Origin of the sequence: Thalassococcus sp. BH17M4-6, assembly GCF_049323015.1 — a bacterium.
Taxonomy (GTDB): domain Bacteria; phylum Pseudomonadota; class Alphaproteobacteria; order Rhodobacterales; family Rhodobacteraceae; genus Puniceibacterium.
The window spans coordinates 224-13339 of sequence record NZ_JBMPGU010000031.1 but is presented as its reverse complement, the minus strand read 5'-3'; the positions used below and the strand labels follow the sequence as shown (position 1 = coordinate 13339).

Below are 13116 nucleotides of genomic sequence, written 5' to 3'. Positions count from 1 at the left end.
CCCACGGCGAATCCCTTGACCAGCGGTTGCCGGGCGGCCAGCGCGAAAGAGGCGGCAAGCTCTTCCTCGGGCGCGTCCAGCCCCAGCACCACGATCCCGCGCGTGCGTGGGTCGTTGCGTTCGATGGCGGCGACGGCACTGGCCCAGGCGGCTTCGGTCTTGAACGGCTCCAGCTTCCACCAGTCGGGAAAGACGCCCGCGTCATAGAAGCTCTGGATCAGCGTTGCTGACGTGTCATCATCGACCGGGCCGACCTTCGACGGGATGATTTCCAGCAGGAATTCCAGCCCGTTGCGCCGCGCGGCGGTAAAGAGCCGCTTGACCCGCGCGATCTGCATCTTGGCGGTCTTGTCGTCGTCATCGGGGTGGCAGAAGACCAGCAGCTTGACGACGTTTTCCCGCGCCCATTCGCGCAATCCGCCCAGATCGTCGCCCAACTCGGGCTCGAACGCGATGGGTCGAGACCCCGGAAGCTCGGTCGGGCGACCGATCCAGAGGCCGCTGCCGGTGGCCCGGTGCAGGGCACTGCGCCCGATCCGGTTGTCGCAAAGAATGCCGTAGCCGGGCTGGCCATTCTGAACTTTCAAAGCCGCATCGAGGCACAGTTCCTTGAATTTCCCGCCCTTTTCCGGCGTGTAACCCTCCATCTCTTCAAGCTGAAGGCGGTGGTCAAAGGCGAAGGTCTTGACCGAAGACCAGTCGCCATGCCGGTTGGTGGCCCAGTGCACCTGTTCCAGCTCGGCATCGTTGCGCAGGTCTGGCCGCTTGATCCCGCGTTCAAAGAAGAACTGCAGCTCATCCCAGCTGGGGTAGGCGGGGGTGCAGCCATGACGGCTGACCGCGAAGGCACCGCAGGCATTGGCGTATTTCAGCGCCGTGGGCCAGTCCGCCCCGTCGAGCCAGCCTTTCAGCAGGCCGGACATGAACCCGTCGCCGGCCCCCAGCACGTTGAAGACCTCGATGGGAAACCCCGGCCCGGCCTGGCCATCGTCGAGGCTGTCGGGGATATCGCCGGTGAAGGCCACCGCGCCCGCCGCCCCGCGCTTGCACACCAGCGTCGCGCCCGACACGGCCCGGACCGCACGCAAGGCGGCAATGGTGTCGGTGCTGCCGCCGGCGATGTGGAACTCCTCTTCGGTGCCGACGATCAGATCGAACAGATGCAGCGTCGACTGCAATTTCGCCGTGACCGCCGCGCTTTCCACAAACCGGCTTTCGCCGTCGCCATGTCCCGCCACGCCCCACAGGTTCGGGCGGTAGTCGATGTCGAGCGCGGTCTGCTGCCCGTTCGCCCGCGCGATTTCGAGCGCCTTGATCGTCGCGGCCTCGACCTCGGGGTGGCTCAGATGCGTGCCGGTGGCCACCACCGCCCGGGCAGAGCGGATGTAGTCGGGGTCGATATCGTCCTCGGTCAGCCCCATGTCCGCGCAGTTTTCGCGATAGAAGATCAATGGAAAGCTGTCCTGATCGCGGATGCCCAGCAGTACCAGCGCGGTCAGCCGGTCCGGGTCCGTCTTGACGCCGCGGGTGTCGACCCCTTCGCGCCCCAACTGCTCGCGTATGAACCGCCCCATGTGCTCGTCACCCACGCCGGTTATCAGCCCCGATTTCAGCCCCAGCCGCGCGGTGCCGCAGGCGATGTTGGTGGGCGAGCCGCCGATGTATTTGTCGAACGACCCCATATCCTCAAGCCGCCCGCCAATCTGCGCGCCGTAAAGATCGACCGAAGACCGGCCAATGGTGATCAGATCAAGGTCAGTCATGAGTTACGTCCATACGTTCGATTTGTCTTGTGTGGGGCTGACCGAATGCCTTCCGCCAGCCCCACCGCCATTCGCGTCTATAGGGAGGAGTACGAATGGCGTTGGAATTTAGGATCAGACCGTCCCCTCAAGCGACCCTTCCAACTGCGCCAGTTCCTGGCCGCCTGCCATCAGGTCTTGCAATTCCTCGGGGCTGATCTCTCCGCGTTTGGCGGTTCCCAGAGTCTTGCCACGATTGAGCACGGTAAAGCGGTCACCAACTGCGAGCGCATGGCGGACGTTGTGGCTGATGAAGACCACACCGACGCCTTGGCTGCGCACCTTGTCGATGGTGGCCAGAACGTTCGACGTCTGCCGCACACCAAGGGCGGAGGTCGGCTCATCGAGGATCAGGACCTTGGCGCCAAAGTAGACCGCACGGGCAATGGCGACCGTCTGTCGTTCGCCCCCCGACAACGTGCCAACCGCCTGATCCGGGCCGCGCAGATTGATCCCCATCTTTCGCATCTCGTTCATGGTGATTTCGTTGGCCTTGTCCACGTCGAACCGCTTGGTCAGGCCACGCCCCTTCGTCGGTTCACGCCCCATGAAGAAGTTGCGTGCAACCGACATCAGCGGGATCATGGCAAGATCCTGGAACACGGTCGCAATGCCGGCCTCCATCGAATCCCGCGGAGTTGCAAAGCTCATGGGCTTGCCTTCGAATAGGATTTCCCCGTGCGTGGGCTGGTGCACACCTGACATCGTCTTGATGAAAGTCGATTTGCCCGCGCCGTTGTCACCCAGAAGGCAGTGGCATTCGCCGGGCCGAATGTCGAAGCTGACACCGGCAAGCGCGATGATGTTGCCGAAGTGCTTTTGGATTTCTTTCATCTGGACGATAGGAGCGACGTTCTCTTTCACGTCACCGTGGTGGAATTTGCTGTCATCGGTCATATCAACGCTCCCCCGTGACGCGCTTGCGAATGGCATTGTTGAACAGAACCGCGATCAGGAGCATGCCGCCCAGGAAGACCTGGAACCAATCCTGGTCAAAGTCGGTGTATGTGAGACCGATCACGACCATTCCGAAGATGATCGAGCCGAAGAAGGCCCCGATGGCCGACCCGTAACCGCCGGTCAGCAGGCAGCCACCGATCACCGCGGCGATGATGGCTTCGAATTCCTTTTGAAATCCGCGCCGCGCGTCGGTCGAGCCTGCATCGATGACGGTGATGATGGCGACCATTGCCGCACAGCACGCCGTTACCATGAAAAGCGAGATCTTGACCCGGTTGACGGGCACACCCGAATTCGATGCTGCGGTGCTGTCTCCGCCCGCCGCGAAGATCCAGTTGCCAGCGGGCGTGCGCAGCAGGATGTAAGTCGCGACCAAAGCCAGAACGATGAACCAGAGGATCTCGACCGGAATACCGGTAACCTTGGGGGCGCCATTCTTGAAGGTCTCGACCAGACCGCGTTCCGCCAGCCAGGCGAAAAGTCCCGGAAAGGCGTCCCCGGAAAAGACAGGCGCGAGCCAGTCATTCTCGGTCGCATCGCGTACACCGCGCAACTGGGTGGAGCCACCGGATGCCCACTTCAAGCCAACGAGCGACAGACCGCGCAGGATGAAAAGAAACGCAAGGGTCACGATGAAGGACGGCAAGCCAGACCGGATCACGATGATCCCGTTGATCGCGCCGACGAAGGCCGAGAACAGGAAGGTCAGAGGTATGGCGACGATCAATGGCAAGCCCCAAACCATCACGCAGACCCCAAAGAACAGACCGGCGAAGGCAACCATGGACCCGATCGAGAGGTCGAATTCCCCGCCGATCATCAGCATCGCGGCACCGATGGCAAGGATGCCAAGCTGTGCTGCCGGGGTCAGAAAGTTGATGATGCCAGAGGTGGTGAACATCGCGCTGTCGGCGGTGATCAGAAAGAAGATGGCTACCAAAACAACGCCTGCAATGGCGCCAAGCTCTGGTCGCTTCATCAAGCGCGAGATCAGTGGCTCGGCCTTGATCCGTTCGTCTGCAGTTGGATTTGGTGTAATATCGCTCATCGCCCTCTCCCCTTGGCCAATTGAGTGGCGCCACGGGGGCGCCACTCTGTTTTATTGCCTTCTTCAGGCTTAGCGGATGCCCTGCGACGACAGCTCGATCACCTGACCGGCCTTGTCGGCGGTGATCAGGTTCGGGCCGGAGGCGATGTCACCACCCGGCATCAAGCCGTATTTCGCCTGCAGCGCCATGATCGACACGGCCATATAGCCTTGCAGGTACTGCTGCTGGTCCAGGGCAAAGGCGGCGTCGCCATCAACAACAGACTGTAGGAAGCCCGCGGAAAGATCGAAGGTTGCAACATTCACGTCACGGCCGGATGCGACAGCGGCGGCGACGGAAGGTTCACCCGCGGTGGATGCACCCAGCGCCATGACGGTGTCGACGCTCTCGTCCGATGCCAGAGCAGCGGCAACCTTGGATTCAATCTCTGCCGGGTCATTGGTGGTCGGCAGAACGGTCACGGTGCCACCAAAGCCTTCCTCGAAGCCCGCGCAACGTTGGTCGAGAGAGATGTTACCAACTTCCTGGTTCACACAAAGCGCATTCGTGCCGCCCATAGCGGCGAGTTCCTCACCGGCAGCGACGCCAGCGTCATACTCGTCCTGACCGACGTGCATTGCCGCACCCAGTTCTTTGCCCTGAGCACCGCCGGCGTTGATGGTGATAACGGGAATACCGGCCGCAATTGCACGTTCGACCGACGGCCCAAGTGCATCGGGGTCGGGGAACGAGATGATGAGGCCATCGGGCTCTTCGTTGACTGCAGCGTCGATGAGCTGTGCCATCAGAACCATGTCGAAGGTTTCCGGCGAGTTGTAGGACACGTTTGCACCGGTGTCGGCTGCGGCCTGATCGACGCCTGCCTTGACGACGGACCAGAACGCATCGTTGGCCTGACCGTGGACAACAACCGAGATGTCCTGAGCGGCGACAGGTGCTGCGACAGCGATTGCGGCAGCAGCGACAGCGCCTTTCAGTATGGTTTTCATTTGGGGATCCTCCCTTGGATTGCCTTGTGCGCCGGTCGCCCGGCAGTTCGTTACGCGCGAGAGTCTCGCGCATTCCGCATCGCCCTGTGAGGGCGAGTGCTCCTTGTCAGGCCGCCTCCCCGCGACCCGATGTTTTCAGAATGTCCGCCATCGCGACCGGATGTCCGCTCTGCGCCGATCGTGTTGCGGCCTCGGCCATTGCCAAAGCTGCCACACCGTCGTGCAGGTTGACTGGCATGTTCGACTTGCCCTGTACGGCTTCCACGAAAGCGGCCCATTCGGCCTTGTAGGCGGGCATGTAACGTTCAAGAAAAAAGTAGGTGGGCTTGGCACTACTGACGCCAGCCGTCGTCGATTTGACCAACGTGTTTTCCAGCACGTTCTGCGCTTGAAGCAGACCTTCTGAGCCCAAGACCTCGACCCGCTGGTCATAGCCATAGACGGCGCGCCGGGAATTCTTGATCACGGCAATACGACCGTCTGCATAGGTCAATGTCACCACAGCTGTATCGACGTCACCGGCCGCGCCAATGGCGGGATCGACGATTGATGATCCGACGGCGGACACGGAAACCGGCGCTTCGCCCATGATGAAGTTCGCCATGTCAAAGTCATGGATCATCATGTCCCGGAACAGTCCGCCAGAGACCTTGATGTATTCGACCGGAGGCGGGGCAGGGTCGAAGGACGTGACCGACAACAACTCGGGCTTGCCGATCTCACCGGCGTCAATAGCGGCTTTCAGCGCGCCGAAGCTCGGATCGAAGCGGCGGTTGAAACCGATCATGATGTGTGACGCCTTGTCACCGACAGTGCCAAGACAGGCCGATGCGCGTTCGAGGCTGAGATCCACAGGCTTTTCGCACAGGACCGCCTTGCCTGCCGCTGCCGCGGCCTCGATCAGCTCGGAATGTGTGTCGGTCGACGTCGCGATAAGGACAGCATCAATGGAGTTGTCTGCGATGATCTCATCCGAGGTGCGAACCTCACAGCCATAACTCTTCGCCAGAGCCTGTGCGTTCTTCTCGAACGCATCGGACACAGCGACCAGTTCGCTTTCCGGATGCGAAGAAATCGCCTGTGCATGAACATTTCCGATGCGCCCTGCGCCGAGCAATCCAACCCGCATTCTGAGACCTCCCGATTCTCGCTTGAGAGAGACCATCAACACTTTTGCACCCGCGTGCAAGAAATTTCTGCACCCGCGTGCAAGATCCTGCTAATCTTGCGTAGAGCACCGCAGATGGATCGCTTGTGATTCCAATAGTTTCACCACCGAGAGGCCGGCAAATAAATGAACGATCAGGGCGGATCCATAACAGCGGATGATGTGGCAGCGCTTGCTGGCGTGTCCCGCTGGACAGTGAATCGCGCCTTCAAGAAGGACGCGTCGATTTCTGCCAAATCACGCGAAAAGGTCATGAAGGCAGCCGAAACACTTGGCTATGTGCCCGACCTTCTGGCGACAAGTCTGGCCACTGACCGAACCAACCTGGTGGCGCTTCTGGTCGATGACTTTGCCAACCCGCACAAGCTGATCATGATGGAACGGCTGACCCGCATCTTGCGAAAAAACGGCTACGACACTCTGCTCGTCAACACGAGCGACGAGGAAGACGCCTCCGCTGCCTTGCTCAACGCAAGTCAAAGGCGTGTCGATGCCGCTGTGCTGATCGGTGTCAGCTTCAATGACCAAAGCCTCGAAACGGCGCTTGGCGCAAAACGGGTCAAGAAGCTGATCGTCTTTGCTCGGATGTCGAGCAATGACAATACAATCTCGATCTGCTGTGACGATCGCGCCGCAATGACCGCAATCACGCAGCATGTCTTCTCGTCAGGCTACCGCAATCCGTTGTTCATCGCGGGGCCGCAAACCCAATCGGCACATCTTCAACGAAAGGAAATATTCCTATCGCAATGGGAGAAGACCACCGGCGCACGCCCAAAATTCACGTCGGTCGAAAGATATGATCCCAAGTTGGCTTACGATCTCGTCGTCGACCAGTTTCGGGACACACCCACGTCAGAGCTTCCAGACGTTCTGGTCTGCGAAAACGATGCCTTGGCCATGGGAGCGATCGATGCGATCCGCTTCGAGTTCGGCTTGCGCGTGCCAGAGGACATCGCAGTTTCTGGCTTCGACAACACGCCTCAAGCCTCGAGTCCGCATTACGAATTGACAACCTATCGCCAGCCCCTGACGGACATGGCCAATGCATTGGTCGATGTCCTTGAGGGTAAAAAACGCACCAAGAAATTGAATGCATTTTTGGGAAACTTGATTATTCGCAAGAGCGCATAGCCCACCCTCGATAGAGAGCCACAAAGGTGCCGACAAAATGCGCGCGTCAGTGCTCAGGTCGTCATGCCGCGTCTGAGGCTGAGGAACAGCGCGCTAGCGGGTTCCATCTGGCCTTTCGTCCGTTATCAAACAGTGCTGGCATCCCGTCGCTGCGTCATTCCGCGGGCTTTTGTGATCAGACGGGCGGTCGGATTGTCTGTGATGTCGAACCCGAAGAGGGCGGGCGCCGGCCTCGAAATCAGTCGGCCCCACGGATGAAATCCGATGAATTCATTCGCCCCCTCTGGATCAGAACCATCACCATCGCGATTCCCACGCCGATCGCATCCGTCATCCAGCCGCCCGCGATCATGGTCAAACCGCCCGCACAGAGCGCTGCACGGACCGCGACATTGGCGGGCCTGAAGAACCACCCCTGCACGGCGCAGGACAGCAGGTAGACACCGATCAGCGCAGTTGCAGCGATGTGGGCGATCTCGAACCAGCTGCCCTGTAGCAACATCGCAGGAGAATAGAAAAACATGTAGGGCACCACGAAGGCGGCGAGACCGATCTTGAAGCTTTCGACGGAGGTGCGGATCGGGTCCGACCCGGCCAGGGCTGAACCGGCATATGCGGCCAGCGCCACCGGCGGGGTAATTGCCGACATCACGGCGAAGTAGAAGATGAACAGGTGCGCGGTCAGCGGTGCAACGCCCAGGTTGATGACACCAGGCGCAATCACCGATGCCGCAACAGCGTAGGCCGCCGTGGTCGGCATTCCCATGCCGAGGATGATGGAAACGACCATGGCGAAGAACAGCGCAAGGAACTGGCTCTGGTCGGCCAGGGCCAACAGGACAGTCGAGAACCGTGAGCCAATACCCGTTAGGGCGATCACGCCCACGATGATGCCCGCAGTGGCGCAGACTGCGACCAGCTGCAACACCATGCGCGCGCCATTGTCGAGCGCTTGCAAGAGTTGCCGCGGCCCCATTCGGTGCGGCGTCAGCCACGACACCACGGCGGCGGTGATCATTGCCAGCGTGCCGCAGCGGATCACCGAATAGCCTGCAAACAGCGCGTAGATGAGCACTACGATAGGCAGGAAAAGGTAGATCTGCTTGGCCAATTTCGCAAGTTTCGGCAGCTGGTCGCGCGGCAGACCCTGCATGTTTGCCTTCTTGGCCGCCAGATCGACCATGAAATAGACCGAGACGAAGTAGATCACCGCCGGAATTATCGCGGCATAGACGATGTCCATGTAGGGAATGCCGGTGATCTCGGCCATTATGAAGGCGCCCGCCCCCATGATCGGAGGCATGATCTGCCCCCCGGTGGACGCGGCCGCCTCGACCGCGGCTGAGGTCTGAGGCCGGTAGCCCACCTTTTTCATCATCGGGATTGTGAGTGATCCCGTGGCCACGACATTGCCAGCCGAGGTCCCGTTGATCATCCCCATCAGGCCCGAGGCGAAGATTGCCACCTTGGCCGGGCCGCCGCGCCGGTGCCCGGCGGCGGCGAAGGCCAGGTTGACGAAGTATTCACCGACCCGCGTGGTCTGCAGGAAAGCCGCGAAGACCACGAAGAGGATGATGTAGGTGGACGATATCGCAATCGGCGCGCCGAGCACGCCATTGTCGGTGAAGATGTAGGAGAAGAAGCGCTTCACGTCGTAGCCGCGATGCTCGAAGATGCCGGGCAGCCAAGGCCCGGCAAACGCATAGGCGACGAAGACAGCGGCGATGATCACCAGTGCCATCCCGGCCAGTCGACGCGTCAGCTCTATGATTAGCAGAACGCCGGTGATGGCAGACCACATGTCACCGGGCAGGGCCATGGGCATGCCGGCCCGCAATTGTAGCTGCCTCGCGAAGAAGATCAGGTAGGCGGTGAAGGCGACCGCCGACAGCGCAAGCAATACGTCGCCGGGCGCGAACTGCATCCGCCCGCGATGGGGAAAGACCCAGCCATGCAAGATGGCCAGCGCAGTTCCGACGGTCAGCGGGATGCCGAAGGTAGACATCGCCCAGGCCGGAGGTAGGGTCTCGCCCAGCAGCGTACCGTTGATCCAGATGGCGGTGACCCCGACCAGCCCATAAAGGATGCCCGCCCCGGACAGTACCAACAGGAGCTTGGACAGCGGACCCTCGCGCTGGGTCGCGTCCGCATCCTCTCCGAAAGCCTGCGAGCCGAACAACAGAAAGCCCAGCAGCAGGCCACCACCGACATGTGTCAGGCGATACGCCCAGGTTTCCAGCGGATAGACGTTCATGACCAGAAGGTGGAACACCGTGTAGGCCACGCACAGGGCGACGAAGACAAGGTTGCGGCTGCCAGTGAACAGTCTCTGGTTCGCGGCGACGGGGTCATTGTCGACATTGGCACGCGCCAGCTCCTGCTCGATGGCGGACTTACCGTCGTTTTCGGCCGGGGGTGGGCTGTGCTTCTGCTGCGCGTTGCTCATGGTCCGGATCGCTTGTGAGAATGGGAAACAGGCGGGCGGCGACTTGGGAATCGCCGCCCGCCGGAGGTCAAACCGTTGCCTTGAAGGGCAAGGGCTTATTCGACCGTCGGCACGTCAAAGCCGTTCTCCTCGAACCAGCGCGCAGCGCCCGGGTGAAACGGGATGACGGTGTTCTTGCCGACATTCTCGGGCAGGGTCTCTCGTGCGGCCGCATGGTTGGTCATCATGCGGTCGTGATTTTCCATGGCCAGGGCCGTGATCTCGTAAGCGAGGCTTTCCGGCATGTCCTCATGCGCGATGGCAAAGTTCCAAAGCGACACGGTCTGCAGATCGTCGGGCTGATCTTCGTAGGTATCTGCCGGAATGGTGAAATCGGCCATGGCGGGGACGATTTCCTTCATCGTTGACAGCGTGTCGTCATCCATCGACAGAAAGCGCACGTCGTTTTCCACGGCGAGCTGCGAATAGGCGCCGGTGGGCAATCCCGCAGCATAGACGAAGGCGTCAATCAGACCGTCCTTGAGCTGACCTGCCGTGTCCGACCCGCCCGCATTGGAGATTGTCACGTCGCCGTAGCCGTCTGCGTTCTCGAAGAAGCGCGTCCAGTAGGTGGCCGAAGTGCCGCCCGCCGGACCGACGCCAACGCGCTTGCCCTGCAGATCCTGGAAGCTCTCGATATCCGAGGATGCCAGCACAGCCGCCTGCAGCGGGGTCTGATACATCGGGAAGAGCGCGCGAACGCTCTCGTGCGGAGTGCCCGGCATCAGCGGGCTTTCACCGCGGCGCGCTTCATCGGCGGGTCCGAGAGTGACGAAACCCAGCTGGTGCTCTCCGGTTTCGACCAGGGTGACGTTCTGAACCGGACCGCCCGTGATCTCGACCCCCGCATTGACGCCCAGTTCTTCGCTGATCATCGCACCGAAGCCGCTGCCATAGCCGAAATAGGTACCGCCCTGACTTCCCGTGCCGATGGTGATGCTGGCGGGCCAGTCTGCTTTTTCTTGCGCGGCGGCGGGCAGCGCGATGGCGCATGCGGCGGCGGCAAGGAATTTGGTGAATTTCATCGGTTTCCTCCTCCGTGGTATTCCCCTCGTGACGCATCCTGATCTGGCGCGTCCTCCGTTTGGAACTGTGGGCGAAGGTCTGTGTGCGACTCAATTCGACACGAATTATATTCACTAATGATATAATCAAGCTGAGGTTTCGAGCGTTTCCAACTGACGGTCGAGAACGGCCAAGAAATCGTCTCGTAGCCGGTCCCTCGTACCCCTGGCCCAGGCGGCGGCGAGGATAAGTTTCGCCTGGGATGTCGCATCTGTCTTCGCCAGAGGAATGAAGCGTACACCTTTGACCCGTAGGCGGGAGGTCCATCGCGGCACGATGGCAAGACCAGTTCCCGCGGCAACAAGGTTGACGATGGTCTGTTTTTCTTCCGCGATCTGGGCGACCCGCGCCGTCAGCCCCGCACCAAGAAAAAGCGACATTGTCAGATCGTGGGAATGTGGTCTGGATCGACGATCCGGTACGATGAGGGGTTCTTCGGCAAGATCGGCGATTTCGATTGCATCGCGCTCGGCCAGCGGGTGCGACGTGGGCAGAGCGACCACTGCAGTTTCATAAAACAGCGTGTGAAACACGAGCCGCGGATCCCGAATGTCTGGCGGGCGACAGAACGCGATGTCGAGACTGCCGCTCAGCAATTTCGGCAAGAGATGAATGGTCTTCTGTTCGACGATCTGGATTTTCAAGTCCGGGTGCGCGGCTTGCAGAGGGTGCAGGATTTGCGGGATCAGTCCCGCTGCTGCACTGTCAATTGCGCCGACCCTGAGAGTGTGCGCTTCAGCGCTGCGAACGGCCCGGGCCTTTTCCTCGAACGCCTCGGCCTGGGCAACAAGCGAACGGGCATCCTCCAGAACGCGGTTGCCCGCCTCTGTCAGCGCTACCGCCCGAGTGGTCCGCTGGAAAAGCGACACGCCCAGGTGATCCTCAAGTTGCTTGACGTGCCGCCCCAGCGTCGCCGGAAGCATGTCCAGAGACTGCGCGGCACGACCGAAATGCAGGGACTCTGCGGCAGCAAGAAGACATTTCAGCTGAGTGATGTTCAAGATCGGGCTCCGCTCGACGTCTTTATTGCAATTTTGTATATAATCGGTGCGGAATTGAGAAGCGCATTCTCGCGCCTGTAGCTTCATGTTGGAACCCGCTTTCACGAGGAGGATAAAGCATGACGATCCTGAACGAAGGCAAGGCTGCGCCGACGCCGTCCGCCCATTCGCAGGGGGCAAACGATGCGGTGAAGACCTACAGGATCGCCTCCATTCCGGCCGACGGCATTGGCCCCGAGGTGATCGCGGCAGGGTTGCAGGCGCTCGAGGCACTGGCCCGGCGCGACGGGAGCTTCGCATTCGACGTCACGGAGTTCGACTGGGGGTCCGAGCGCTACAAGAAGACCGGCTTGCTGATGCCCGAGGACGGGCGCGACCAGATCAAGGATTTCGATGCAATCTTCTTCGGCGCGGTCGGTGCCCCGGATGTGCCCGACCACGTAACGCTTTGGGGGCTGCGCCTGCCGATCTGCCAAGGCTTCGACCAATACGCCAACGTGCGCCCGACGAAAATCCTGCCTGGCATCACCTCACCGCTGGCCGGTGTCGGACCCGGTGACTTGGACTGGGTTATCGTGCGCGAGAATTCCGAAGGCGAGTATTCCGGCAATGGTGGGCGTACCCACCAGGGGATGCCGGAAGAGGTCGGCACGGAAGTGTCGATCTTCACCCGAACCGGTGTAACGCGGATCATGCGCTATGCCTTTGAAATGGCACGTTCGCGGCCCCGAAGGTTGCTGACGGTTGTTACGAAATCCAACGCCCAGCGGTTCGGCATGGTCATGTGGGACGAGATCGCCGCCGAGGTGGCGCAGGACTATCCGGATGTGACCTGGGACAAGATGCTGGTCGATGCCATGACCGTGCGCATGGTCAAGGATCCGAAAAGCCTCGACACCATTGTCGCGACCAACCTGCACGCCGACATCCTGTCGGACCTTGCCGGCGCACTGGCGGGCAGCCTGGGCGTGGCCCCCACCGGCAATATCGACCCCGAGCGGCGGTATCCGTCGATGTTCGAGCCGATCCACGGCTCGGCCTTCGACATCACCGGCAAGGGCATCGCCAACCCGGTGGCCACCTTCTGGACCGCCTCCCAGATGCTCGAACACTTGGGCGAAGCCGAGGCCGCGACACGCCTCATGCGGGCGGTCGAAAAGGTTTGCGCCGACGGCATTTTGACGCCGGACGTGGGCGGCAGCGCCACGACGCAGGAGGTCACTGACGCCGTTTGCGAAGCGATCCGCGCCGAGAATATCTGAGTTCTCGATGAGTCCGGAGATTGACGCGCAAGACCGGCTTCGGCGGATGCTGGATGCAGCCATCGGTGCGGCCGATCCTGCTCGGGTGCTCGCTTCTCACCTTCCGGAAAAACTTCGCGGGCGCTGTATCGTGGTGGACCTGTCACGGAATTGTTCCGCTCCTTTGACTTGGTATTTTGCCACAAAGGAGAGACATCATGG

General features: G+C 61.0%; 10 protein-coding genes. 2 read left to right on the top strand and 8 right to left on the bottom strand.

All coding sequences use genetic code 11. The features are described from left to right. The 5 genes from ACOXXX_RS21530 to iolG all read right to left on the bottom strand — a co-directional run. A partial coding sequence (locus ACOXXX_RS21530; RefSeq protein WP_422828685.1) for a bifunctional 5-dehydro-2-deoxygluconokinase/5-dehydro-2-deoxyphosphogluconate aldolase occupies positions 1 to 1763 on the bottom strand: 1763 nt, incomplete at its 3' end. A 114-nt stretch (positions 1764 to 1877) separates the two neighbouring features. Then, the gene (locus tag ACOXXX_RS21525) at positions 1878 to 2699 is read right to left on the bottom strand and encodes an ATP-binding cassette domain-containing protein (RefSeq protein ID WP_422828684.1); all 822 of its coding nucleotides are present in this window, start codon (positions 2697 to 2699) and stop codon (positions 1878 to 1880) included. Position 2700: 1 nt separating this feature from the next. Beyond that, complete coding sequence (locus ACOXXX_RS21520; protein WP_422828683.1) at positions 2701 to 3810, bottom strand: ABC transporter permease; 1110 nt, start codon at positions 3808 to 3810, stop codon at positions 2701 to 2703. A gap of 69 nt (positions 3811 to 3879) precedes the next feature. Continuing rightward, positions 3880 to 4800, bottom strand: coding sequence for a sugar ABC transporter substrate-binding protein (locus tag ACOXXX_RS21515; protein ID WP_422828682.1), 921 nt, complete (start codon positions 4798 to 4800; stop codon positions 3880 to 3882). A gap of 106 nt (positions 4801 to 4906) precedes the next feature. Beyond that, positions 4907 to 5929, bottom strand: a complete 1023-nt coding sequence (iolG, locus tag ACOXXX_RS21510) for an inositol 2-dehydrogenase (protein ID WP_422828681.1) — start codon at positions 5927 to 5929, stop codon at positions 4907 to 4909. 165 nt (positions 5930 to 6094) lie between these two features. Here iolG and ACOXXX_RS21505 point away from each other — a divergent pair, with 165 nt between their 5' ends. Continuing rightward, positions 6095 to 7102 (top strand): LacI family DNA-binding transcriptional regulator, encoded by a 1008-nt coding sequence (locus ACOXXX_RS21505; protein WP_422828680.1) that lies wholly within the window; start codon positions 6095 to 6097, stop codon positions 7100 to 7102. A 238-nt stretch (positions 7103 to 7340) separates the two neighbouring features. Here the strand turns inward: ACOXXX_RS21505 and ACOXXX_RS21500 are convergent, their stop codons facing one another. From ACOXXX_RS21500 to ACOXXX_RS21490, 3 genes are all read right to left on the bottom strand, one after another. After that, complete coding sequence (locus tag ACOXXX_RS21500; protein ID WP_422828679.1) at positions 7341 to 9548, bottom strand: TRAP transporter permease; 2208 nt, start codon at positions 9546 to 9548, stop codon at positions 7341 to 7343. A gap of 95 nt (positions 9549 to 9643) precedes the next feature. Beyond that, complete coding sequence (locus ACOXXX_RS21495) at positions 9644 to 10612, bottom strand: TAXI family TRAP transporter solute-binding subunit (protein ID WP_422828678.1); 969 nt, start codon at positions 10610 to 10612, stop codon at positions 9644 to 9646. A gap of 126 nt (positions 10613 to 10738) precedes the next feature. Further along, positions 10739 to 11653: a LysR family transcriptional regulator gene (locus tag ACOXXX_RS21490; protein ID WP_422828677.1), complete on the bottom strand. Its 915-nt coding sequence runs from the start codon at positions 11651 to 11653 to the stop codon at positions 10739 to 10741. A gap of 188 nt (positions 11654 to 11841) precedes the next feature. Between ACOXXX_RS21490 and ACOXXX_RS21485 the strand changes: the two genes are divergently transcribed. Further along, positions 11842 to 12915: a tartrate dehydrogenase gene (locus ACOXXX_RS21485; RefSeq protein ID WP_422828687.1), complete on the top strand. Its 1074-nt coding sequence runs from the start codon at positions 11842 to 11844 to the stop codon at positions 12913 to 12915. Positions 12916 to 13116 lie beyond the last annotated feature (201 nt).

Coding starts and splice junctions, on each gene's coding strand:
- ACOXXX_RS21525 (WP_422828684.1), bottom strand. CDS start 2,699: ATGACCGATGACAGCAAATTCCACCACGGTGACGTGAAAGAGAACGTC.
- ACOXXX_RS21520 (WP_422828683.1), bottom strand. CDS start 3,810: ATGAGCGATATTACACCAAATCCAACTGCAGACGAACGGATCAAGGCC.
- ACOXXX_RS21515 (WP_422828682.1), bottom strand. CDS start 4,800: ATGAAAACCATACTGAAAGGCGCTGTCGCTGCTGCCGCAATCGCTGTC.
- iolG (WP_422828681.1), bottom strand. CDS start 5,929: ATGCGGGTTGGATTGCTCGGCGCAGGGCGCATCGGAAATGTTCATGCA.
- ACOXXX_RS21505 (WP_422828680.1), top strand. CDS start 6,095: ATGAACGATCAGGGCGGATCCATAACAGCGGATGATGTGGCAGCGCTT.
- ACOXXX_RS21500 (WP_422828679.1), bottom strand. CDS start 9,548: ATGAGCAACGCGCAGCAGAAGCACAGCCCACCCCCGGCCGAAAACGAC.
- ACOXXX_RS21495 (WP_422828678.1), bottom strand. CDS start 10,612: ATGAAATTCACCAAATTCCTTGCCGCCGCCGCATGCGCCATCGCGCTG.